The organism is Achromobacter sp. 18P8.1.1 (genome assembly GCF_057799415.1).
On record NZ_JBYOKH010000079.1, the window covers coordinates 1 to 22,290 of the forward strand.

A 22,290-nucleotide genomic window follows, 5' to 3' on the forward strand; every position below is an offset into this window, starting at 1 on the left:
GACCGTCCGGCGCATGCCGGCCGCGCCGAAGGCCGCCCGCAGCAAAGCCAGCGCCGTCCGGAAGGGACTGCCCGTCCGGCCGGCAACGGTGGCTCGGGTCGCCCGGCTCAGGGCCGTTCGTCCGGCGCCCCCCGCGCGGCGTTGCTGGGCAAGTAATCCCCAGCAGGTAATATCACCGGCACCCCCACTTCCTGCGATCCAAGGACCCGCGCCATCATGCCCTTATCCACCTGGTTGACGTTCTTCCTGGCCTCCTGGGCCATTTCGTTCTCACCCGGAGCGGGCGCGATCTCGGCGATGTCCTCGGGATTGAAGTACGGTTTTGCACGCGGCTACTGGAACACGGCCGGCCTCATCATGGGCATCCTGTTCCAGTTCGTCGTCGTGGCCGTGGGATTGGGCGCGGTGCTGGCCACGTCCGAAATGGCCTTCAATGTGGTCAAGTACCTGGGCGTGGCCTACCTGATCTACCTGGGCATTCGCCAGATCCGCACCGATGCCGCGCCCGTCGCGGTCGATGCGGGCGACCCCAAGCAGGCGTCGATCCGCGAACTCGTCATGCGCGGGTTCCTGATCAACACCATGAATCCCAAGGGCACGGTGTTCCTGCTGGCCGTGGTGCCGCAGTTCGTCGACCCGGCGCTCGCGCTGACGCCGCAGTATGCGGCGCTGGCCGGCACGCTGGCCTTCACCGACCTGGTCGCCATGGGCGTGTACACGCTGCTGGCGGCGCGCGTACTGCGCATGCTGCGCGACGCCAAGCACATCCGCTGGATGAACCGCACCTTCGGGTCGCTGTTCATCCTGGCTGGCGTATTCCTGGCGTCGTTCCGCCGCCATTCCTGAATCTTCATGCGCGGGGCACGCGTCGGCGACGGCGCGTGCCCCGCGCTTTTCATGCAAGCAGCCGGACCGCGCCGGCCTAACAAGCGGCGTTAAGTACAATCCTCCGACCATGAATATCCCTCAAGAAGTTGCGCGGCGCCGAACGTTCGCGATCATTTCCCACCCTGACGCGGGCAAGACCACGCTGACCGAAAAGCTGTTGCTGTTCGCAGGCGCGATCCAGATCGCCGGCAGCGTCAAGGCGCGCAAAGCGTCCCGCCACGCCTCGTCCGACTGGATGGAAATCGAAAAGCAACGCGGCATTTCCGTGGCGTCCTCGGTGATGCAGATGGAATACCGCGACTGCGTCATCAACCTGCTCGACACCCCGGGCCACCAGGACTTCTCCGAAGACACCTACCGGGTGCTGACGGCGGTGGATGCCGCGCTGATGGTGATCGACGCCGCCAACGGCGTCGAACCGCAGACGATCCGCCTGCTGCAGGTCTGCCGCGCGCGCAACACGCCCATCATCACGTTCATCAACAAGATGGACCGCGAGGTGCGCGAGCCGCTGGAACTGCTGTCTGAAATCGAAGGCCACCTGGGCATGGACGCCGTGCCGTTCTCGTGGCCGGTCGGCATGGGCAAGGCGTTCGGCGGCGTGTTCGACATCCGCCGCGACCGCATGCGCGTCTTCCGCCCGGGCCAGGAACGCCGTTCCGACAACGATGACGTCATCGAAGGCCTGACCAACCCCGAAATCGCCCGCCGTTACGGCTCGGCATTCGAGCAGGCCAGTGGCGAGATCGAACTGATCAACGAAGCCGCCCCCGCGTTCGACCGCGAGCAGTTCCTGGCCGGCAAGCAGACCCCGGTGTTCTTCGGGTCGGCCATCAACAACTTCGGCGTGCAGGAAGTGCTGGACGCGCTGGTTGACCATGCGCCGCCCCCGGGCCCACGCATGGCGCTGCAACGCGAGGTGCTGCCCGAAGAACCCAAGTTCACCGGCGTGGTGTTCAAGGTGCAGGCCAACATGGATCCGGCGCACCGCGACCGCGTGGCCTTCGTGCGCGTCAGCTCGGGCCGCTTCGAACGCGGCATGCGCCTGAAGGTCGCCCGCACCAACAAGGAAATGCGCCCCAACAACGTGGTGTCTTTCCTGTCGCAGCGGCGCGAGCTGCTGGACGAGGCCTATGCCGGCGACGTGATCGGTATCCCCAACCACGGCGTGCTGCAACTGGGCGACGTGCTGACCGAAGGCGAAACCCTGCAGTTCACGGGTCTGCCGTTCTTCGCCCCCGAGCTCTTCCAGGCGGTCGAAGTCAAGGACCCGCTGCGCACCAAGCAACTGCGCACCGGCCTGACCCAACTGGGTGAAGAGGGCGCCATTCAGGTGTTCCGTCCCGAGGCCGCCGGCGGCTCGCTGCTGCTGGGCGCGATCGGCCAACTGCAGTTCGAAGTGGTCGCCCACCGCCTCAAGACGGAGTACGGCGCAGACGCCCGGATGCTGCCTTCCCGCTACACAATGGCACGTTGGATTACGTCTGAAAACCCGAAAGCGCTGCGCAAGTTCATGGATGCCAATGCGGCCCATATCGCCTATGATGTGGTCGATGCGGCGGCGTTTTTGATCAGTTCCCCTGCGCAGTTGCGCGTAGCCGAGGACCTGTATCCCGAAGTGAAATTCCATGCAATGCGCGAGCACGGCGGCAAGGTTTTCGGGGACAAGGCGTAGACCCGTTCGGGTTCCGCACGGCAGATGAGGGTAGCAATGTCTTGGCGTTTATTATTCGCAACGCTCCTGATCGCGCTTGGCGCGTCGGCCTGGGGCGGGATTCAATTGGGTGACTGGCTGGTGGCGCACGCGCCCCCCGCCGCACCGGCTCCTGGGCAGGACGCGGCGGCTTCGCAGCAACCTGTCCTGGACGCCAACGGGCGGCCTTATGTGGCGCAGCCCCCGCAGCCCCGCATCGACGGCACCCTGGGCGTGCCGGACAAGCCCGCAGACCGCGAATGGCAGGTCAATACGGTGTCGCTGTTCGACACCGTCAGCGATCCTGCCGTGAAGCTCTCGCGCGAACGCATCACGCCGGAGCAGGCCCGCGAAATCGCAGCCGCCTCCGAAGTGCCGCTGCCCTCGGGCACGTCCGACGTCAGCACGCTGGACTTGCAGGTGCCCGGCACCTCCACCGCCATCAACGGCGGCCAGGCGCAGGCCCAGGCCGGCGGCTACGGCACCCCGCAAATGGTTCAGGCGCCTCCGCCTCCCCCCAATACGGCGCTCAGCCCCGGCGCGCCCGGCTGGCAAGACGCTCTCAAGCGCGAACTGGCGCAATGCGCCTCGCAAGGCTTCTTCGACCGCCCCTCGTGTTCCTGGGCCGCGCGCAACAAGTACTGTGCGCCGAACCGCGCCTGGGGCACGATGGCCGAATGCCCGGCCCGCCCCCAGTAAATTAAGGCCCCCACGCTGCGCACGCGATGCGCGCTTGCTGCCCCCCGAGGGGGCGCTTTTGCCTTGGGGCGGCCCGGCGGCAAAAGGATGCCCCCACGCTGCGCACGCGATGCGCGCTTGCTGCCCCCCGAGGGGGCGCTTTTGCCTTGGGACGGCCCGGCGGCAAAAGGATGCCCCTACGCTGCGCACGCGATGCGGCCAAAAAAAATGGCGCCCCGAGGGGCGCCATTGCTTTGGCCGGAAGGTTTATTCGGGCACGGACATCTGGCTTTGCAGGTAGTTCTGGATGCCGACCTTGTCGATCAGGTCGATCTGGGTTTCCAGATAGTCGATGTGCTCTTCGGTGTCGTCCAGGATGTCCTGGAACAGATCGCGCGAGACGTAGTCGCGCACCGATTCGCAATAGGCAATCGCTTCCACGACGGTGGCATGCGCTGCTTGCTCAAGCTTCAGGTCACAGGCCAGCAGCTCGGGCACGTCTTCACCGATCAGCAGCTTGTGCAGGTCTTGCAGGTTGGGCAGGCCATCCAGCATGAAGATGCGCGCGATCAGGCGATCCGCGTGCTTCATTTCACCGATGGATTCTTCGTACTCGTGCTTGCCCAGCTTGTCGAAGCCCCAATGATTCAGCATGCGGGCATGCAGGAAATATTGGTTGATGGCCGTCAGTTCGTTGGTCAGTTGCTTGTTCAAGAACTGGATGACGGTTTTGTCGCCTTTCATAATGGACTCCTTGCAGTCAGGCGCGACGCAAATGCATCGCGACAAAGGAGCGCACGATGCCGCGCGTACGCAACCCCGGCAGACTACCATCAGCCGCAGGGCCGCGCCTAGCCTTGCGCTGCATTTGGTAAACCGCTTTAGAACCGCTACAAGAAAGCGACAAGCCAATGAGAATGAGTATGCGTACTTGATGCCTTGCAGGCACAAGACAGGCGTTATGCGGCCTGCACGCAAGCGATGGCGAGGAATCCATCGCGATATCGCGGCGCTGCCTGTGCAAGCAGGCCTTGTCCGTAAGGGAAAAGCGGCCTGGAATTGCGCAAGGCCGCGTCGTTGCATATCGGCAACCCGAAACGCGATTGTGGCCGCGCACGGATCAAGCGGCTTTGCGCGTGGTCAACCAGATGCCGAAGGCGATCGGCACGATGCCCAGCAGGTCCAGCCAGGACACGGGTTCGCGCAGCACCAGCCAGCCGAACAGCAGGCCCAACGGCGGCATCAGGAAATGCAGCGCGCTGGCCGAGGTGGCGCTGGCGCGGCCCAGGATCATGAACCACAGGTAGTAGCCGCCCATCGACACCGCCACGATCATGTAGGCCATGCTCCACACCAGGCTGGCGGTCAGACGCGCATCCCCCAGGCTCTCGTGCATCAACGCGAACGGCAGCAGGGCGACGGCGCCGGCCAGCGATTGGATGCCCGTTGACGTCCACAGCCCGGCAGAGGGCTTCAGACGCTTGTAGAGCAGGGTGCCCGCGACCAGCGCCACCAGGCCACCCGTCACCAGCAAGGTGCCGTGCATGTCTTCCTGCATGCCGCTTAACCGCGACCTCAGCACCAGGGCCACCCCGGCCAGCCCGAGGCATAGTCCGGCAAGCTTGCGCCAGGACAGGCTCTCACCCAGCACCGGTCCGGCCAGCACGCCGATCAGCAAGGGATTGGTGCTGATCAGCACGGCGGTGAACGCGGACGACACGGTGGTCATGCCGGTCCAGCTCAGCCCCAGGTACAGCGCGTTGTTCAAGACGCCCAGCAGAATCAGCGACACCACGTCGCGACCGCTGGGCAGTTTCCCCTGACGGCCTGCGGCGGCGATCCCCAGCATCAGCGCCCCGGCAATCAAGAAGCGGATCGTCAGCAGAGTCAGCGGCGGGCAGTCCCGCACCGCGATCTTGGCGGCCGCGAAGGCGGAACTCCACAGAAAGCAGAAGGCCGCGATCGGCACCCAACTGATCCCCGGCGCGCCATCGGCGGTCGGGGTGGCGGAAACGGCAGGCGGGGAGGCCTTCATCGGGGTTCCATGAGAGCAGGGCGCCACGCATGCCGCGTGGAGCAGGCATTCTGCGCGCCCCGCCCGTCAGGCGCAACCCGTCAACCGGCGCGAAGCCGGCCAGCAGAATCAGGAAAACGGGGGATATTACGAAAGAAAACGACGCGGCCCGCTGCGTGACGGCAGCGAGCCGGGAAAGACGGCCGATGCTTAGCCTGCGGCGACCAGCGGAATGGGGAAGCTGCTGTGGTTCGCAGCGGCGCCCGATTCAACCAGCGTAGCGGGCGCATTGACCGGAACGGCGATGGAACGGACGTCGCATACGCTGGAGCAGCGGCCGCCTGGCAGGTACTCGGCGGCGGTTGCCGCGCAGCAGCCGCAGCACGTGGCCACGCCCAGCTCGAATTGCAGGTCGGACAGCGTCGTCGCGCCCCCGTCCACGCTGGCGCGGACTTGGCGTTCGGTGATGGCATTACATACGCAAATGTACATGCGAATGATTATCGAAAATTATTCAGCCGATGACAAGCCCCTTGCCACAATAAAATTTGCAACGGACCTTTGACGCGCAACCCGTTGAAACAAAGGACGAATTCTTAAAGATTCGTCCCTTATTTCAGCGCGCCGACGCCTGCGCCTTGCGCAGGGTGGCCGGGGCGATTCGCAGCGCTTCGCGGTACTTTGCCACCGTCCGGCGGGCGATCACTATCCCCTGATCGGCCAGTTTTTGCATGATCTGGCTGTCGGACAAGGGCTTGGCGCGGTTCTCCTCCGCGACCATCTGGCGGATGAAGGTCTGCACCGCCGTGGCGGAGGTGGCGTCGCCGCCGTCGGTGGACACCCCCGCGCCGAAGAAGCGCTTGAGCTCCAGCGTGCCAAACGGAGTGAGCATGTACTTCTGCGTTGTGGCCCGTGAAATGGTCGATTCGTGCAGTCCGAGTTCGCCTGCGATGTCCTTTAAGATCAGCGGTCGCATGGCCGAAGGGCCCTGGCTGAAGAAGGCGGTCTGGCGTTCCACGATGGCCTGGGCCACCCGCAGAATGGTGTCGAAGCGCTGCTCGACGTTGCGGATCATCCATTTGGCCTGCTGCAACTGGGATTGCAGGCCCGCGTGGGCGGATTCCTTCTGGTTGCCCAGCATCTGGGCATACAGCCCGTTGATCTGCAGCCGCGGCACCGCGGCGCTGTTGAGCGTGACCTGCCAGCCGCGGCGGGTCTTGCGCACGATGACGTCCGGCACCGCGTAATCGGCCGCTGGCACCGTCCAGGCGCGCCCAGGACGGGGTTCCAGACGCAGGATAAGGGAGTGGGCCGCCCGGAACGTGGCCTCGTCGCAGCCCACGGCCGCACAGAGGCGGGCGGCATTGCCGGTAGCCAGCAAGGGCAGGTGCTGGGCGCAGATCTGGCGGGCGCAGGCCAGGACGGCGGGATCGGCCGCTTCGGGCAGGCGAGTCAGGTCTGGGTTGCGCAGCTGCAACAGCAGGCATTCGGCCATGTCGCGTCCGCCGATGCCGACCGGGTCGAACGATTGCAGCAAGGACAGCGCAGCACGCAATTCGTCGATGTCCGGTTCCGTGTCGGCCGGCAACCAGCCCAGGATCTCTTCCAGCGGCGACCCCAGGTAGCCGTTCTCGTCCAGCTCGTCGATCAGCAGTGCCGCCAGCACGACGTCGCGCGGCGCTGCACGCGTCAGCATCAACTGCCCCAGCAGGTGCTCGCGCAGAGTGTCCGGCCGCGCCGTTTCAGGGGGGCCGAAATCCTCATCCGAATAGACCCCGCCCGAACCCGGCATTTCATCCACCGGCGTCTCGCGTTCCGCTGCGGGCTCGTCGTCCTGCACGGAAGACTCGCGTTCGGATTCGGCTTGCGCCTCGGCCGCGGGTGTGTCGTCTTCGCGTTCCAGCAGGGGATTGTCCGCGAGCACTTGCGAGATCTCGGCCTCAAGGTCGAGCGTAGACAACTGCAACAATCGTATCGATTGTTGTAGCTGAGGGGTCAGCGTCAGATGCTGGCCAGGTCGCAGTTCTAAAATTGGGCGGGTCATAGGTACAATATTTTGCATGATGAATCTGACTTCGCCCGCAAGCGTTCGCCAGGACAGCCGACTTATCGGCCAGACCCTGCTCAAATTGGCGCTTCCCCGACTCGTTGTGCGCGCGATAGTCATCGCCGTCGCCGTGATCCTCTGGTATCTGGTCGCCTCCTGGATACTCGATTTCGGCAGACGCATGAACTACGACTTCCTGCATTCCCTGGGCCAGCCCACCATGGACATGGTCCAGAAGGTGAACCCGTACATCTGGTGGGTCGTGGCCGGCATCTGGACGCTGATCGTCTTCTTCTCGGTCAAAGCCTGGTTCTCCGCCAGCCTGGCCTCGGGCGCGGCCACGCCGGTCGGCACCGACGTGCTGGCCGACCTGGCGCCGAACCTGTCCGAAGAATCGCTGGGCGTGCTGCGCTGGACCTGGGGCGACCGCCAAGAGCCCTTCACAGTCGGCGATTTGCGCCGCTCACTGTCTGAAATCCGCCACAACCGCATCGGTAAGATCGCCATGGTGGCCGAACAGGCGCAAATCCTGGAAGGCAGCGCCGCCCGCCCGGGTCGCGATCCCCGTGACGACGGCCGCCGTGACGACGGCCGCCGGGAACCCGCCCGCGTCGAAGTGCGCGGCGAAACCCGCGGCGACCGCTACGTCGAACCGCGCATCGGCCCGGCGCGCTAAGCGCCAGGCCCTTCTCCTGATTCCAGGCCGCCGACAGGCGGCCTGTTTGTTTCAGTCCTCTGCCAGCAGGCCCGTCCTATACTGGCCGCTCCAGGCTCGCGCAACCGCGGGCCGCGCACACAAGTAAAACTCGATCGGCAGCCGAGACCTGCCGGATGCGCAGCCAGCCTCCTGGAGTTGTACCCATGTTCCGCACCCCCGTCCGGTATGCCGCCGGCCTGCTGGTGGCCTGTTCGGCCGCGTTTGCCGCCTCCCCGGCACTGGCCGATTGGCCCGACAAACCTATCACCTTCGTCGCCCCGTTCAGCGCGGGCGGCGCCAATGACCTGGTCGCCCGGATCATCGCGAAAGCGGTCGGCACTACCCTGAACCAGACCGTCATCGTCGAAAACCGCCCCGGCGCGGGCGGCGTCGTGGGCGCAGCCCACGTGGCGCGCAGTGCGGCGGACGGCTACACCTATCTGGTCGGCAGCAACGGCACGGTCACCAACAGCCTGATCCGCTCGGACCAGCCCTACAAGGACGACGCGCTGACCCCGGTGGCGCTGCTTTCCATCACGCCGTCCGTCATCGTGGCCAACCCGTCCAATCCCGCCAAGGACTTGAAGGACTTTGTCGAACGCGCCAAGAAGGCCAAGACCGACCGCATCACGTTCTCGACCGCCGGCAACGGCAGCACGCCGCATTTCGTGGCGGAAATGGTGAAGGAAGCGACGGGCCTGCCGGTCGAGCCGATCGCCTACAAAAGCGGTTCGGAAGGCGTGACCGCCGTGATCGGCAACCAGGTCGACGCCACCTCCGAAGCCAGCATCGTGACCCTGCCGCTGATCCAGAGCGGCAAGCTGAAGGCGCTGGCCACGACGTGGGACAAGCGCATGGCCAGTGCGCCGGACATCCCCACCACGGCCGAAGCGGGCTTTCCCGCCATCCGCATCGGCCACTGGGCAGGCCTGTTCGCCCCCACGGACACGCCCGCCGATGTGCTGGACAAGATGAATGCGGCAGTCGAGAAATCCCTGCAATCGAAGGAGGTGCAGGACGCGTTGCGCCAGAGCAGCATCGAGCCCGGCGGCGGCTCGCGCGCCAGCTTCGTGGATTTCGCCGCAAGCGAGCGCGAACGCCTCGGTAAAGTCGTGAAAAACGGCCACATGCAAACGCAATAAGCGCCGCGTGCAAACCACGGTGGGGCGTTCCGCCCCCCGTTTTTTTCGGACTATTCTGTTTGCACTCCAGCGGAAAGTATGTTTGACTAGCAACCTATGGCCGCACACCGCACCTCCCTCGCGATTGCCACCGGACGCTCCGCCGCTCCGGTTGCCGGCCTGCGCGCTCGCTCCTCCTCGTTTGCCGCGCTATCGCTATACCTACCGATCGGTTGCCGGGCCTAGTGTCCCCGTGGTAGCTCGGCAGCCACGCTTGCCACACGCGATTTCCCCCTTTTATTTGTGAATCCTGCCGGTCAATCACGGCAACCCCTGGCACAAGACCGTCATCCGGTCACAAATGCCGCCGAGAGTAGTGCTCCCGGGATTCAAAAGAAACCGATCGAGGTGTAGTCATGATGCTTGCCAACCCCGCTACCAAATACGTCCCCTTCGCCCCCTTTGCCCGCGACTTCTCCGAACGCACCTGGCCGAGCCGCCGCATCACCAAGGCACCGATCTGGATGAGCACGGACTTGCGCGATGGCAACCAGGCCCTGATCGAACCGATGAGCGTCGAGCGCAAGGTCCGCTTCTTCGAACAGCTTGTGAAGATCGGCTTCAAGGAAATCGAAGTGGGCTTCCCGTCCGCCTCGCAGACCGACTTCGACTTCGTCCGCAAGCTCATCGACGAAAAGCGCATTCCGGACGACGTGACCATCATCGTGCTGACCCAGTCGCGCGAAGACCTGATCAGCCGCACGGTGGAAGCCGCGGCAGGCGCCAAGCAAGCCATCGTCCACATGTACAACGCGTGTGCGCCGGCCTTCCGCAAGGTCGTGTTCAACATGTCCAAGGAAGAGATCAAGGGCATCGCCACGACCGGCACGCGCCTGATCAAGCAATACACCTCGCAGCGTCCCGAAACCAAGTGGAGCTACGAGTACTCGCCCGAAGTGTTCAGCACGACCGAACCCGAATTCGCGCTTGAAGTCTCGGATGCCGTGGCCGATGTATGGCAGCCCACGCCCGACCACAAGATGGTGCTGAACCTGCCCGCCACGATCGAGGCCACCAGCCCCAACCTGTACGCCGACCAGATCGAGTGGATGCACAAGAACCTGGCGCGCCGCGACAGCATCGTGCTTAGCGTGCACCCGCACAACGACCGCGGCACCGCCGTGGCCGCCGCCGAATTCGCGGTGATGGCCGGCGCCGACCGCATTGAAGGCTGCCTGTTCGGCAGCGGCGAGCGCACCGGCAACGTCGACCTGGTCACGCTTGCCTTGAACCTCTACACGCAGGGCGTGCATCCGGGCCTGGACTTCTCCGACATCGACGAAGTGCGCCGCTGCGCCGAATACTGCAACCAGTTGCCGGTGCACCCGCGCCACCCGTACGCCGGCGACCTGGTCTTCACCGCGTTCTCGGGTTCGCACCAGGACGCCATCAAGAAGGGCTTCGCGCTGCAACAGGCCGACGCCGTCTGGGAAGTGCCGTACCTCCCGATCGACCCCGCCGACCTCGGCCGCAGCTACGACGCGGTGATCCGCGTGAACAGCCAGTCGGGCAAGGGCGGCGTGTCGTACCTGCTTGAACAGGAGCACGGCTTGGTCTTGCCGCGCCGCTTGCAGATCGAATTCAGCCGCGCCATCCAGCGCGTGACGGACGAGACCGGCCGCGAAGTGACCGCCGACGACGTCCACACGATCTTCAACCGCGAATACCTTGAGCAGAAGGCCCCGTGGAAGCTGATCCGCCACCGCATCGACGGCAATCCGTCGGCCGGCGAAGGCCAGCACTTCAGCATCGAAGCCGAACTCGAATACAACGGCGAACGCCGCATCGTGACGGGCAAGGGCGACGGCGCCATCTCGGCCTTCGTAGCCGCGCTGGACGTGCCGGTTCGCATCATGGACTACCACGAGCACGCCATCGGCACCGGCACCGACACGCGCGCCGCATCCTACGTGGAACTGCGCGTGGGCGAATCCAGCACGGGCTTCGGCGTGGGCATCGATCGCGACATCGTGACGGCGTCGTTCCAGGCCGTGCTGAGCGCCGTCAACCGCCACATCAACTCGGGCGCCGTGACGGCGACCGAACAGGAAGCCGCCGAGGCCGCGTGATCCGCATTCCGGCATAACCATAAGCGCCCGCCGCAAGCCCGGAACATGGGCTTGCGCGCCCCGGAAGATACACCTCTCTTCTGAGCGGCCCGGCCAAAAACAAAGCCCGCCTTACCTGGCGGGCTTTCTGCTTTCTGCTTTCTGGGGCGGGCGGCTAGCTGCGTGCGGCTGGCGGCGGACGTTCAGCCGCGGGGCCACATGTCGGAGGCGCCGATATCCGGCGCATTGGCGGCCAGCAAGCGCTCGTGGATCCACGCAGCGACCGCCAGGGTGCGGTGGTCATCGTAGCGTTGCCCGACCACCTGCAGCCCCACGGGCAGGCCCTGCGGCCCCGTCGCGAACGGCAGGTTCAAGCAAGGCAGGCCAAACAGGGTCCAGGCGCGCGAGAACTGCGGGTCGCCTGTGCCCAGGTCGGCGAACGGCGCTTCGCCGGCCGCGCTGGGGGCCAGCACCACATCGAAATCCTGGAACCAGCTGTTCACGCGTGCGCGCGATTCCTCGGCGCGGGCCAGGTTCTTGATGTGTTCCTCGGCCGTGATCTGCGAACCGGCTTCCAGCACCGCCTGGATCTTCGGGCTGAGCTGGCTGGCGTGCTCCAGGCGCTCGTAGGCGAGCGACTGCGAGGCCTCGAACGCCATGATGTCCGCGTGCAACTGCACCAGCATGCAGTCCTGCGAAGGCAGGGGCACCTCTTGCACCACGGCGCCGGCGCGCGACAGCGTGGCTGCGGCCTGCGCGAAGGCTTCCTTGGTTTCCGGCTGCGCATGGCGCCATTGCAGCGTGCGGCACATGCCGACCCGCGGCTTGCCTTCGTAGGCCAGGTCCAGCATGCGGGGATCGCGCATCATGACCGAGGCGAAGAGCGCCACGTCCGGCACCGAGCGCGCAAAACCACCCACGGTGTCCAGGGATTCGGCCAGGCTTTTCACGCCTGCGCGCGGCACGGCGCCGAACGTGGGCTTGAAGCCCACGATGCCGCAGTACGAAGCGGGACGGATGATGGAACCCGCCGTCTGCGAACCCAGCGCGAAGGGCACCATGTCGTCAGCCACGGCCGCCGCCGATCCGCTGGACGAGCCGCCTGGCGTGTAGGCGTCGTTGCGCGGGTTGCGGGTGGGACCGGCCTGATAGGTGGCGAATTCGGTGGTGACGGTCTTGCCGACCACGACGGCGCCCGCGCCGCGGCACAGCGCGACGGAAGCGGCGTCCAGGCCGGGGCGATGCCGTTCGTAGATGGGCGAGCCGTAGCGCGTGGGCAGGTCGACGGTGTCGAACAGGTCTTTGACGCCGATGGGCAGGCCGTGCAACAGGCCGCGCAGCGCGCCGCCGTCCAGGACGGCCGCATGATCCAGGGCCGCCTGCTTCTGCAGCGCCGTCCAGGCATGAATGGTGTTTTCGCGTTGCTCGATCCGGGCGAAGCAGGCCCGCACCAGTTGCACCGCGGTTAATTCGCGCCGTTGCAGCTTGCGCGCGGCTTCAAGCGCGCCAAGTCTGTTTAAGGCAGTAGACATGATCCTTTCCTCTTTACCGGTGTCGCGCATTACGCGCGGCAGCTGAACTCCGCACCCGGTCCCCTTGACCGAGGGTCTGTCCTTGCCGGACGCGTGGCGCTTTCGCCACGGCGTTCCAACGGACCGATCCCAACCATTGTGCGCGTCGCGTCAATTGGGAAAAACACCGAAAACACCGTGTTTTCCCGGGTAAACCGACCATGCCGCGCCATGGCTTTCTGTTGTTGCGTCACCACCAGCATAGCGCAAACCCGTGCAATACAAAGGTCATATTTGTCTTGTAAGATGAAATCGTTTTCAGTAAACCGACAGCAATAAACATATGGCTACGCGCCCGTCGCCCCGCTTTTCAATCATCGAAGTGGCCCGCAAGGCCGGGGTGTCTCCGGCGACGGTTTCGCGCGCGTTCAACCAGCCGGACATCGTGCATCCCGACACGCTGGCGCACATCCGCAACGTGGCCAAGCGCGCCGGCTTCCGGCCCAACCGCGTGGGCCGCAGCCTGCGTTCGGGCAGCACCCGCACCATCGGGCTGATCCTGCCGACGCTGTCGAACCCCGTGTTCGCCGAATGCTTTGAAGGCGCGGAACGCCGCGCGCGCGAGTCCGGCTACAGCGTCATGCTGACCGCCACCGGCTACGACCCCGCGGTGGAATCCGCGGCGGTGCAGGGGCTGATGGACCATCAGGTCGACGGGCTGATCCTGACCGTGGCGGACGTGAACAAGAGCGCCACGCTGGACGACCTGGACAGCGCCGGCATGCCGTACGTGCTGGTCTACAACGAATCGAATACGCATCCCTTCGCCTCGGTCGACAACCGTGCCGCCGCCAGCGACATGGTCGCGCACCTGGCCGCGCTGGGCCATCGCCGCATCGCACTGGTGACAGGCCCGCTGACCGCGTCCGACCGCGCGCGCCGCCGCCTGGCCGGTGCGCGCGCGTGCGCCAAGCGGCTGGGTCTGGATGCTGTGCAGCATATCGCCATGAGTTCCCACACCGGCAGCGACGCCGACGCGCTGAAGGCCGCGCTGCGCGGCAAGCAGGCGCCCACCGCGCTGTTCTGCTCGAACGACCTGCTGGCCACGGCCGTCATCGCCGACCTGGTGGCGCTAGGCCTGTCCGTGCCCGCCGACATCTCGGTATGCGGCTTTGACGGCATGCGCTTTGGCGCCTTGCTGACCCCGCCGCTGACGACCGTGGCCCAGCCCAGCGACGGCATCGGCCAGACGGCCTGCTCGAACCTGCTGGCGCAGATCCACGGCCAGCCGCCGCAATCGAACCGGCTGCCGCATTGCATCGTGGTCGGCGGCACCGCGGCGTCCGTGCGCCGCTGATCCCCTCTTATTTCGATACCTGATCCGCATCATGCTCATCGCACAAATCACCGACTTGCACATGCGCACCCCGGGCGACAAGGCCTACGGCATTATCGATCCCGCCGCCTTCCTGGGCCCGGCCGTGCGCGCGCTGAACGCCCTGGATCCGCGGCCCGATTGCGTGCTGATCACGGGCGACCTGACCGACCTGGGCCGCCCGCACGAATACCAGGTGCTGCGCGACCACCTGCAAGCGCTGGAGATCCCGTATTTCCTCTTGCCCGGCAACCATGACGACCGCGCGGAACTGCGCGCCGCCTTTCCCGACCACGCGTATCTGCAAGGCAAAAGCCCGTTCATCCAGTACGCCGTCGAGACCTATCCGCTGCGCTTGCTGGCGCTGGACACGGTCGTGCCGATGAAGAGCCACGGCGAACTGTGCCAGGACCGACTGGACTGGCTGGCCGCGCGCCTGGCCGAACAACCCGACCGCCCGACGCTGGTGCTGATGCACCATCCGCCGTTCCTGACCGGCATCGAACACATGGACGCCATCGGCCTGTTGGCCGGCGCCCCGGAACTGGAACGCATCGTGTCGCGCTTTCCGCATGTGGAACGCGTGCTGTGCGGCCATCTGCATCGCACCATCTTCCAGCGCTTCGGCGGCACGATCGCGTCCACCTGTCCTGGCACCGCGCACCAGCTGGCGCTGGAACTGGGACCGCGCCCGACCCTGCAATACATCATGGAACCGCCGGGCTACCAGCTGCATTGGTGGCAAGGCAAGAATCTGGTCACGCACCACGCCGTCATCGGGGACTATCCCGGCCCGTATCCGTTTGCCTGAATCGTTTTCCTGACCCGTAGGCCGGGGCCTGACCGCCCCGGGCATTGCCACGAATCCGTCATGTTTGCGCTGCACAATGAAAAGGTTTTCATAACAGGCAACAATGCGGATCTAACTATTAGATCGTCGAGACAGCATGTCATCCATCGTTCTGGATAACCTCACCAAACAGTATGGCGGCGCCGCCGCGATCCACGGCGTGAGCTTCACCGTGCCGGCAGGCAGCTTCACGGTCTTGCTGGGCCCGTCGGGTTGCGGCAAGTCGACCACGCTGCGCATGATCGCCGGGCTGGACACGCCGACCTCGGGCACGATCCGCATCGGCGACCGCGACGTGACCGACCTGCCGCCCGCCAAGCGCCGCATCTCGATGGTGTTCCAGTCGTATGCGCTGTTTCCGCATCTGTCGGTGCGCGAGAACATCCTGTTCGGGCTGCGGGTGCGCAAGGAGCCGGCGCGCGACTTCGACCGCCGCCTGCAACGCGTGGCCGGCCTGCTGGGCCTGGGCCATCTGCTGGACCGCAAGCCCTCGCAATTGTCGGGCGGGCAGCAACAGCGCGTGGCGCTGGGACGCGCTGTGATTTCCGAAGCGCCGGTGTGCCTGATGGACGAGCCGCTGTCCAACCTGGATGCGCAGCTGCGCCACGAAATGCGCCGCGAGATCCGCGCACTGCAACAGGACCTGGGCATCACGATGGTGTATGTCACGCACGACCAGACCGAAGCCATGAGCATGGCCGACCAGGTGGTGCTGTTGCGCGGCGGCCAGATCGAACAGCACGACACGCCTGACGGCCTGTACGCACGGCCTGCCAGCGAATTCGCGGCCCGCTTCATCGGCACGCCCCCCATGAATCTCATCGGCGTGACGACGCTGCAAGGCGCCACCGTCATCGCCGGCACGCAGGGCCCCGCCATCGCGGGCGCGCCGGCAGGCGCCGTGAAGCTGGGCGTGCGCCCCGAACATATCCGCATCGATGACAGCGGCATTGCCGCCACCGTGGAAAGCGTCGAGTACTTCGGCGCGGACTCCATCGTGGTCTGCCGCGTCGGCGACACGAGCGGCGTGGCCGTGCGGGTCGGCGGCCATCTGCGCGCCCGCGCGGGCGAGGCCTTGCGCTTGTCCTGGCAGGACGGGCAACAGCATTTCTTTGCCGCCGACTCGGCGGTCATCAACACCGTCGGGCGCTAAGGAGAATGGCCCCCACGCCGCGCCTTCGGCTTGCTGCCCCCCAAGGGGGCTGGCCCGCCTTGGGACGGCCCGGCGTGCGGGCCGGCCCCCACGCCGCGCTCGGTTCTCTCACTTGCTACCCCCCAAGGAACGCTTTTTACCTTGGGACGGCCCGGCGGTAAAAAATGCCCATTCCACAGAAAAGGAAACCACCATGCGACGCATCGTACTGAAGACCCTGGCCGCCAGCCTTGCCGCCGCCTGCCTGTCCCTGCCTGCGCAGGCGCAGAACAAGCCCGTCGAGGTCGAGTTCTATTATCCGGTCGCCGTGGGCGGCCCGATCACCAAGATCGTCGACGACATGGTGGCGGATTTCCAGAAGGAAAATCCCGACATCAAGATCAAGCCGATCTATGCGGGTTCGTACCAGGACTCCATCGCCAAGGCGCTGACGGCGCTCAAGGGCGGCACGCCGCCGCAGCTGGCCGTGCTGCTGTCCACCGACATGTTCACGCTGATTGACGAAGACGCCATCGTCCCGATCGATTCCCTGGCGAAAACCGACGCCGACAAGAAGTGGCTGGGCGGCTTCTATGACGCCTTCATGCAGAACAGCCGCACGGGCGGCCACACCTGGGGCGTACCGTTCCAGCGTTCGACCATCGTCATGTACTACAACAAGGATCTGTTCAAGGCCGCCGGCCTGGATCCCGAACGTGCGCCGGCCACCTGGGCCGAACTGGTCGACTACGGCAAGAAGCTGACCAAGCAGGACGCCTCCGGCAACACCACGCAGTGGGGCATCGAGATCCCGTCGGGCGGCGCATTCGCGTACTGGCTGTTCCAGGCCCTGACCACGCCCAACGGCGCGATCCTGATGAACGAAGCCGGCAACGAGGTCTACCTGGACAAGCCGGCGGTGGTCGAAGCCGCCCAGTTCTGGCGCGACCTGTCGGCCAAGCACAAGATCATGCCGACCGGCACGATCGACTGGGGCACCACGCCGAAGGACTTCCTGGAAAAGAAGGCGGCGATGGTATGGACCACCACCGGCAACCTGACCAACATCCGCAAGAACGCCGACTTCCCGTTCGGCGTGGCCATGATGCCGCAGCAAAAGCGCGGCGGCAGCCCGACGGGCGGCGGCAACTTCTACATCTTCAAGAGCGGCACGCCGGCGCAGCAGCAAGCCGCGCTGAAGTTCGCGCAATGGGTTACGACGCCGGAACGCGCGGCCGACTGGAGCATCGCCACGGGCTATGTCGCAGTCACGCCGGCCGCCTGGCAAACCGAGAAGATGAAGAAGTACGCGCAGGAGGTGCCGGCCGCGGCGGTGGCGCGCGACCAGCTGGAAGTCAGCGTGGCGGAATTCTCCACGCATGAGAACCAGCGCGTCACCAAGACCCTGAACGACGCGCTGCAAGCGGCGTTGACGGGTTCGAAGACGCCGCAGCAGGCCCTGACCGATGCGCAACGCGAGGCCGACCGCATCCTGCGTTCCTACAAGTAGCCCCCAGGCCAAGCACGATGAGCCGTTCTTTAAACGCCCTGTATGGCTGGCTGCTATTGCTGCCAGCCATCGTGCTGCTCGCCGCGTTCACGCATTACCCGGCGCTGGCGACGCTTTGGCACAGCTTCTTCTCCACGCCCAAGGGCGCGCGTCCTGCGCGTTTCGTGGGCCTGGAGAACTATGCCGTCATGCGTGACGATCCGGTGTTCTGGCAATCGCTGTGGAACAACCTGTGGTTTGCGCTGGGCACGATCCCCACATCGATCGGCATCGCGCTGATCATGGCGCTGTGGGTGAACCGCAACCTGCGAGGCCGGGGCTTTTTGCGCATGGCGTACTTCACGCCGACCGTGCTGCCGATGGTGGCCGTGGCCAACATCTGGCTGTTCTTCTACACGCCGCAGTACGGCCTGATCGCGCAGGTAATGGGGTGGTTCGGCTCTCCCGGCCCCAACTGGCTGGGCAACCGCGACACGGCGCTGCCCGCGCTGATGCTGGTGACGGTGTGGAAGGAGGCGGGCTTCTTCATGATCTTCTACCTGGCCGCCTTGCAGACTGTGTCGCCGTCGCTGCGCGAAGCCGCCATGCTGGAAGGGGCGTCGCGCTGGCAGTATTTCCGCCGCATCCTGTGGCCGCTGCTGATGCCCACCACGCTGTTCGTGCTGATCAACGCCTTGATCAACGCGTTCCGGCTGGTCGACCACGTGGTCGTCATGACACGCGGCGGACCGGACAACGCCAGCACCTTGCTGCTGTATTACATCTACCAGGTGGGTTTCAGTTTCTGGGACACGGCTTACGCCGCCACGCTGACCGTCGTGTTGCTGGTGGTGCTGGCGCTGACGGCGCTGATCAAGTTCCGCTGGCTGGACCGCAGGACGCACTATCAATGAAAGACAAGCTCGATACCCTGGGCGCGTGGGCGCTGGGCCTCTTGTGGATCCTGCCGCTGGCTTACGCCATGTGGGCGGCGTTCCACCCGCCGGCCTACGCCACCCGCTTCGAACTGTTCGCCCCGCTGACGCTGGATAACTTCGCGCGGGCCTGGCAGGCTGCGCCGTTTCCGCGCTACTTCCTGAACACCTTCCTGCTGGTGACGATGGTGCTGGCCGCGCAGTTGGTGCTGTCGACGCTGGCCGGCTACGCGTTCGCGCGCTTCGAGTTCCGAGGCCGCGACTTCGTCTTCATGCTGGTGCTGCTGCAGCTGATGATCATGCCGGACGTGCTGCTGGTGGAGAACTACCGGTCGATGAGCCAGCTGGGCATTCGTGACACGGTGTTCGCGATCGGCCTGCCGTACTTCGCGTCGGCCTTCGGCATCTTCCTGCTGCGTCAGACCTTCAAGACGGTGCCACGAGAGCTGGAGGAGGCGGCGCGCATGGAAGGCGCCAACGCCATGCAGATCCTGTGGAAGGTCTACGTGCCGCTGGCCAAGCCGATCTATGTGGCGTATGGCCTGGTGTCGGTCAGCCACCACTGGAACAACTTCCTGTGGCCGTTGATCATCACCAATTCGGTGGAGTCCCGACCCTTGACGGTGGGCCTGCAGGTGTTCTCGTCGACCGACCAGGGCATCGACTGGTCCGTCATCACGGCCGCCACACTGATGTCGGCCGCGCCGCTCTTGATTGCCTTCCTGCTGTTCCAGCGCCAGTTCGTGCAATCGTTCATGCGAGCCGGGATCCGGTAGGGCGCCGATAGTGCACCGCCATGGAAAAGGCCCCGCTACGGCGGGGCCTTTGCTTGCTACGCCGCGCAGGCGGCGAGGTCAGTAACCGACCGTCAGCCCGGGCAGGTCCACGGTGATGCGCGGGCGTTCCAGCGCCAGCGCCAGGTTCTCGGCAAATTCGCGGGCTTCTTTCTCGTCGGTGGACAGGGTGTCGTAGCCCAAGGCATCCGCCACGCCCAGCACCTTGTCCAGCAGCAGCACTTTGCCGCTGGGACGCAGGGGTTCGCAGCCCAGGGTTTCCCATGCGCCGTCGAACCAGTCGCGTGCCTGGGCCTGGCGTTGGGGGGACGTTTCCACGGTGGCGGTCAGGTCCAGCGAACGCCGGGTGTCGAAAACTATCGTGATGTCGCTGCGCATGGGGAATTCCTTGAATGGGCGTCAGGCCAGAAGGGTAGGCAAAAAACGCCGGCCAGATTGTCTGCCCGGCGACATTGCCTACCAGCCGCGCGAAGCTTCCCAGGTGACCTCGACGCCGGCCTCCTTCGATTGCCGCATCATGTCCAGCAACGGATAGGCGCGTTCCTTCAGGCCGACCACGCGCGCCATCGGCGAACGGGGGGCTTTGTCCTCGTCTTCTTCCTCTTCGGGGTGCTGGGCGTTGGCGATCGCGTTTTCGATGCCGCTGATGGCCGGCCCCAGCTGGTCCACGGTGAACACGCCGCGTTCCGGAATCTTGTCGCCGATGGACTTTCCTGCCGCCTGCAAAATGCCTGCCGCGTGGTCGGACAGCATCAGGACCTCGGCCACGACCTTGGAGTGAAAGGTAATCAGCATGTTGCGGTCTCCTTCATTGAATACGTTACATACACTACCGCAACGCCCACGGGATGCCAACTGGGACCATGGCGGCCTCCCGCCGGCCCGCGCACCCGGCCGACACCGGCCGCGGCTAGGAGTTTGATTTTATTGACAGTTCCGCCGCGGCGATGAACGCTTGCCGGACGCTTTCGGGCCCCCTGGCCGCCGGTTCGGCCGCCAAATCAACTATCATTCAGGGGATTCCCGTGACCTTGCCGGGCCGGACGCCGTCCGCCAGATCCCCGCCTTGGCCACTCACCCAGAACTTCTCCAGACGCCCATGCTCCCCGAGCAACAAAAACAGCTTATCTCCCTGATCCAGGCCGCCGTCGCGCAGAGCCTTCCCGACGCCCAGCCCAACGTGCTGCTGGAGCGCCCCAAGGTCGCCGCCCACGGTGACGTCGCCACCAACGTGGCCATGCAGCTGGCCAAGCCCGCCGGCCGCAACCCGCGCGAACTGGCCCAGGCCATCGTGCAGGCCCTGCTGGCCGACCCGGCCGCCCGCGATCTGGTCGAAAACGCTGAAATCGCCGGCCCCGGCTTCATCAACCTGCGCATTACCGCAGCTGCCCGCCAAGCCGTCATCGGCACCGTGGCCGAACAGGGCGCCAGCTTCGGCCGCGCCCCCCGCAGCGGCGAGAAGATCCTGGTTGAATTCGTGTCGGCCAACCCCACCGGCCCGCTGCACGTGGGCCACGCCCGCCAGGCCGCCCTGGGCGACGCCCTGTGCCGCCTGTACGACGCCAGCGGCTGGGACGTGACCCGCGAGTTCTATTACAACGACGCCGGCAACCAGATCGAAAACCTGGCCATCAGCGTGCAGGCCCGCGCCCGCGGCCTGACGACCGATTCCCCCGAATGGCCGGCTGACGGCTACAAGGGCGACTACATCGTCGATATCGCGCGCGACTTCCAGGCCGGCAAGACCCTCCAGGCTTCCGACGGCCAGCCCGTCACCGCCACCGGCAACATCGACAGCCTGGACGACATCCGCGCCTTCGCCGTGGCCTACCTGCGCCGCGAACAAGACCTGGACTTGCAGGCGTTCGGCCTGAAGTTCGACAACTACTACCTGGAAAGCTCGCTGTACACGTCGGGCCGCGTCGAGGCCACCGTCAAGGCGCTGGTCGCCGGCGGCCACACCTACGAGGAAGGCGGCGCGCTGTGGCTGCGCACCACCGAATTGGGCACGGGCGACGACAAAGACCGCGTCATGCGCAAAAGCGAAGGCGGTTACACCTACTTCGTACCGGACGTGGCCTATCACAAGGCCAAGTGGGAACGCGGCTTCCACCGCGCGGTGAACATCCAGGGCAGCGACCACCACGGCACCGTGGCCCGCGTGCGCGCCGGCCTGCAGGCGCTGAACGAAGGCATCCCGAAGGACTACCCGTCCTACGTGCTGCACAAGATGGTCAAGGTGATGCGCGGCGGCGAAGAGGTCAAGATCTCCAAGCGCGCGGGCAGCTACGTGACCATGCGCGACCTGATCGACTGGGTGGGCCGCGACGCCGTGCGCTACTTCCTGATCCAGCGCCGCGCCGACACCGAATTCGTGTTCGACGTGGACCTGGCGCTGTCCAAGAGCGACGAGAACCCCGTCTATTACATCCAGTACGCCCACGCGCGCATCTGCACGATGATCAACAACGCCGGCATGCCGGCCGCTGACGTGGCCGCCGCCGATGCGTCGCTGCTGACCGCGCCGACCGAATTCGCGCTGATGCAGCGCCTGGCCGAATTCCCGCACGTGGTAGCCCTGGCCGCCCAGGACCTGTCGCCGCACCACATCGCTTTCTGGTTGCGCGACTGCGCCTCGGATTTCCATGCCTGGTACGCCGCCGAACGCGTGCTGATTGACGACGTGGCCGTCAAGCTGGCCCGCCTGCGCCTGGCCGCCACGACGCGCCAGGTACTGGCCAACGGCCTTGAGCTGCTGGGCGTGTCCGCCCCCGAGCGGATGTAACATCGGTACATGGCAACCAAGCGCAAAACCACCCGCCGTTCCTCTGGCGAAAGCGGCAGCACTCTGTACGGGGCGCTCGCCGGCCTGCTTATCGGCCTGATCGTGGCTGCCGCCGTGGCGTTCTACGTCACCAAGGCCCCGGTGCCTTTCGTGGACCGCGCCAGCCGCCAGGG

General features: G+C 65.7%; 20 protein-coding genes and 1 pseudogene. 14 read left to right on the forward strand and 7 right to left on the reverse strand.

All coding sequences use genetic code 11. The features are described 5' to 3' along the window. Positions 1-216: 216 nt before the first annotated feature. The 3 genes from AC27VE_RS29655 to AC27VE_RS29665 all read left to right on the forward strand — a co-directional run bounded on the left by AC27VE_RS29655 (position 217) and on the right by AC27VE_RS29665 (position 3,280). Positions 217-846, forward strand: coding sequence for a LysE family translocator (locus AC27VE_RS29655; RefSeq protein WP_006224496.1), 630 nt, complete (start codon positions 217-219; stop codon positions 844-846). A 109-nt stretch (positions 847-955) separates the two neighbouring features. After that, positions 956-2,563: a peptide chain release factor 3 gene (locus AC27VE_RS29660; protein WP_088589779.1), complete on the forward strand. Its 1,608-nt coding sequence runs from the start codon at positions 956-958 to the stop codon at positions 2,561-2,563. 24 nt (positions 2,564-2,587) lie between these two features. Then, positions 2,588-3,280 (forward strand): hypothetical protein, encoded by a 693-nt coding sequence (locus AC27VE_RS29665; protein WP_280027215.1) that lies wholly within the window; start codon positions 2,588-2,590, stop codon positions 3,278-3,280. 246 nt (positions 3,281-3,526) lie between these two features. On the opposite strand, the gene bfr is transcribed toward AC27VE_RS29665, so the two are convergent. The 4 genes from bfr to rpoN form a co-directional block, all read right to left on the reverse strand. Beyond that, positions 3,527-4,003 (reverse strand): bacterioferritin, encoded by a 477-nt coding sequence (gene bfr, locus AC27VE_RS29670; protein WP_006216785.1) that lies wholly within the window; start codon positions 4,001-4,003, stop codon positions 3,527-3,529. Between the two features lie 376 nt (positions 4,004-4,379). Further along, positions 4,380-5,294, reverse strand: coding sequence for a DMT family transporter (locus tag AC27VE_RS29675; protein ID WP_488705748.1), 915 nt, complete (start codon positions 5,292-5,294; stop codon positions 4,380-4,382). Positions 5,295-5,483: 189 nt separating this feature from the next. Next, positions 5,484-5,765, reverse strand: a complete 282-nt coding sequence (locus AC27VE_RS29680) for a (2Fe-2S)-binding protein (RefSeq protein ID WP_006224492.1) — start codon at positions 5,763-5,765, stop codon at positions 5,484-5,486. Positions 5,766-5,889: 124 nt separating this feature from the next. Next, positions 5,890-7,317, reverse strand: a complete 1,428-nt coding sequence (gene rpoN, locus AC27VE_RS29685) for an RNA polymerase factor sigma-54 (RefSeq protein WP_454675973.1) — start codon at positions 7,315-7,317, stop codon at positions 5,890-5,892. Between the two features lie 16 nt (positions 7,318-7,333). Here rpoN and AC27VE_RS29690 point away from each other — a divergent pair, with 16 nt between their 5' ends. The 3 genes from AC27VE_RS29690 (at position 7,334) to leuA (ending at position 11,267) form a co-directional block, all read left to right on the forward strand. Further along, positions 7,334-7,996, forward strand: a complete 663-nt coding sequence (locus AC27VE_RS29690; RefSeq protein WP_488705749.1) for a hypothetical protein — start codon at positions 7,334-7,336, stop codon at positions 7,994-7,996. Between the two features lie 185 nt (positions 7,997-8,181). Further along, positions 8,182-9,159 carry a tripartite tricarboxylate transporter substrate binding protein gene (locus AC27VE_RS29695; protein ID WP_488705750.1) on the forward strand — a complete coding sequence of 326 codons (978 nt, stop codon included), beginning with the start codon at positions 8,182-8,184 and terminating at the stop codon, positions 9,157-9,159. Between the two features lie 395 nt (positions 9,160-9,554). Continuing rightward, positions 9,555-11,267, forward strand: a complete 1,713-nt coding sequence (leuA, locus tag AC27VE_RS29700; RefSeq protein WP_427958369.1) for a 2-isopropylmalate synthase — start codon at positions 9,555-9,557, stop codon at positions 11,265-11,267. A 182-nt stretch (positions 11,268-11,449) separates the two neighbouring features. Here leuA and AC27VE_RS29705 read toward each other — a convergent pair whose 3' ends face one another. Then, entirely contained in the window at positions 11,450-12,778 is a 1,329-nt protein-coding gene (locus AC27VE_RS29705) for an amidase (protein ID WP_088589785.1), read from the reverse strand. Between the two features lie 322 nt (positions 12,779-13,100). Here AC27VE_RS29705 and AC27VE_RS29710 point away from each other — a divergent pair, with 322 nt between their 5' ends. The 6 genes from AC27VE_RS29710 to AC27VE_RS29735 all read left to right on the forward strand — a co-directional run bounded on the left by AC27VE_RS29710 (position 13,101) and on the right by AC27VE_RS29735 (position 19,314). Beyond that, positions 13,101-14,114, forward strand: coding sequence for a substrate-binding domain-containing protein (locus AC27VE_RS29710; protein WP_006224485.1), 1,014 nt, complete (start codon positions 13,101-13,103; stop codon positions 14,112-14,114). Positions 14,115-14,145: 31 nt separating this feature from the next. Further along, entirely contained in the window at positions 14,146-14,943 is a 798-nt protein-coding gene (locus AC27VE_RS29715) for a phosphodiesterase (protein ID WP_006224484.1), read from the forward strand. 136 nt (positions 14,944-15,079) lie between these two features. Continuing rightward, entirely contained in the window at positions 15,080-16,135 is a 1,056-nt protein-coding gene (locus AC27VE_RS29720) for an ABC transporter ATP-binding protein (protein ID WP_006224483.1), read from the forward strand. A gap of 193 nt (positions 16,136-16,328) precedes the next feature. After that, a complete protein-coding gene (locus AC27VE_RS29725) occupies positions 16,329-17,624 on the forward strand; it encodes an ABC transporter substrate-binding protein (RefSeq protein WP_006224482.1) in 1,296 nt (431 codons plus the stop codon). A gap of 17 nt (positions 17,625-17,641) precedes the next feature. Continuing rightward, positions 17,642-18,517, forward strand: a complete 876-nt coding sequence (locus tag AC27VE_RS29730; protein WP_280027207.1) for a carbohydrate ABC transporter permease — start codon at positions 17,642-17,644, stop codon at positions 18,515-18,517. Further along, a complete protein-coding gene (locus tag AC27VE_RS29735; RefSeq protein WP_006224480.1) occupies positions 18,514-19,314 on the forward strand; it encodes a carbohydrate ABC transporter permease in 801 nt (266 codons plus the stop codon). The genes AC27VE_RS29730 and AC27VE_RS29735 overlap by 4 nt, the downstream gene beginning before the upstream one ends. Before the next feature lie 78 nt (positions 19,315-19,392). On the opposite strand, the gene AC27VE_RS29740 is transcribed toward AC27VE_RS29735, so the two are convergent. Both AC27VE_RS29740 and AC27VE_RS29745 read right to left on the reverse strand, forming a co-directional pair. Then, complete coding sequence (locus AC27VE_RS29740; RefSeq protein ID WP_006224479.1) at positions 19,393-19,710, reverse strand: hypothetical protein; 318 nt, start codon at positions 19,708-19,710, stop codon at positions 19,393-19,395. A gap of 78 nt (positions 19,711-19,788) precedes the next feature. Further along, complete coding sequence (locus AC27VE_RS29745) at positions 19,789-20,127, reverse strand: DUF1840 domain-containing protein (RefSeq protein WP_006224478.1); 339 nt, start codon at positions 20,125-20,127, stop codon at positions 19,789-19,791. A 304-nt stretch (positions 20,128-20,431) separates the two neighbouring features. Between AC27VE_RS29745 and argS the strand changes: the two genes are divergently transcribed. Together argS and AC27VE_RS29755 are read left to right on the forward strand one after the other, a co-directional pair. Next, entirely contained in the window at positions 20,432-22,117 is a 1,686-nt protein-coding gene (gene argS / locus AC27VE_RS29750) for an arginine--tRNA ligase (RefSeq protein WP_488705751.1), read from the forward strand. Between the two features lie 9 nt (positions 22,118-22,126). Further along, positions 22,127-22,290, forward strand: a pseudogene (locus tag AC27VE_RS29755) (SPOR domain-containing protein); the annotation flags it as partial.

What these genes read in the sequence shown, in the direction of transcription:
- AC27VE_RS29655 (WP_006224496.1), top strand. Translation starts at nt 217, where the DNA reads ATGCCCTTATCCACCTGGTTGACGTTCTTCCTGGCCTCCTGGGCCATT.
- AC27VE_RS29660 (WP_088589779.1), top strand. Translation starts at nt 956, where the DNA reads ATGAATATCCCTCAAGAAGTTGCGCGGCGCCGAACGTTCGCGATCATT.
- AC27VE_RS29665 (WP_280027215.1), top strand. Translation starts at nt 2,588, where the DNA reads ATGAGGGTAGCAATGTCTTGGCGTTTATTATTCGCAACGCTCCTGATC.
- bfr (WP_006216785.1), bottom strand. Translation starts at nt 4,003, where the DNA reads ATGAAAGGCGACAAAACCGTCATCCAGTTCTTGAACAAGCAACTGACC.
- AC27VE_RS29675 (WP_488705748.1), bottom strand. Translation starts at nt 5,294, where the DNA reads ATGAAGGCCTCCCCGCCTGCCGTTTCCGCCACCCCGACCGCCGATGGC.
- AC27VE_RS29680 (WP_006224492.1), bottom strand. Translation starts at nt 5,765, where the DNA reads ATGTACATTTGCGTATGTAATGCCATCACCGAACGCCAAGTCCGCGCC.
- rpoN (WP_454675973.1), bottom strand. Translation starts at nt 7,317, where the DNA reads ATGACCCGCCCAATTTTAGAACTGCGACCTGGCCAGCATCTGACGCTG.
- AC27VE_RS29690 (WP_488705749.1), top strand. Translation starts at nt 7,334, where the DNA reads ATGATGAATCTGACTTCGCCCGCAAGCGTTCGCCAGGACAGCCGACTT.
- AC27VE_RS29695 (WP_488705750.1), top strand. Translation starts at nt 8,182, where the DNA reads ATGTTCCGCACCCCCGTCCGGTATGCCGCCGGCCTGCTGGTGGCCTGT.
- leuA (WP_427958369.1), top strand. Translation starts at nt 9,555, where the DNA reads ATGATGCTTGCCAACCCCGCTACCAAATACGTCCCCTTCGCCCCCTTT.
- AC27VE_RS29705 (WP_088589785.1), bottom strand. Translation starts at nt 12,778, where the DNA reads ATGTCTACTGCCTTAAACAGACTTGGCGCGCTTGAAGCCGCGCGCAAG.
- AC27VE_RS29710 (WP_006224485.1), top strand. Translation starts at nt 13,101, where the DNA reads ATGGCTACGCGCCCGTCGCCCCGCTTTTCAATCATCGAAGTGGCCCGC.
- AC27VE_RS29715 (WP_006224484.1), top strand. Translation starts at nt 14,146, where the DNA reads ATGCTCATCGCACAAATCACCGACTTGCACATGCGCACCCCGGGCGAC.
- AC27VE_RS29720 (WP_006224483.1), top strand. Translation starts at nt 15,080, where the DNA reads ATGTCATCCATCGTTCTGGATAACCTCACCAAACAGTATGGCGGCGCC.
- AC27VE_RS29725 (WP_006224482.1), top strand. Translation starts at nt 16,329, where the DNA reads ATGCGACGCATCGTACTGAAGACCCTGGCCGCCAGCCTTGCCGCCGCC.
- AC27VE_RS29730 (WP_280027207.1), top strand. Translation starts at nt 17,642, where the DNA reads ATGAGCCGTTCTTTAAACGCCCTGTATGGCTGGCTGCTATTGCTGCCA.
- AC27VE_RS29735 (WP_006224480.1), top strand. Translation starts at nt 18,514, where the DNA reads ATGAAAGACAAGCTCGATACCCTGGGCGCGTGGGCGCTGGGCCTCTTG.
- AC27VE_RS29740 (WP_006224479.1), bottom strand. Translation starts at nt 19,710, where the DNA reads ATGCGCAGCGACATCACGATAGTTTTCGACACCCGGCGTTCGCTGGAC.
- AC27VE_RS29745 (WP_006224478.1), bottom strand. Translation starts at nt 20,127, where the DNA reads ATGCTGATTACCTTTCACTCCAAGGTCGTGGCCGAGGTCCTGATGCTG.
- argS (WP_488705751.1), top strand. Translation starts at nt 20,432, where the DNA reads ATGCTCCCCGAGCAACAAAAACAGCTTATCTCCCTGATCCAGGCCGCC.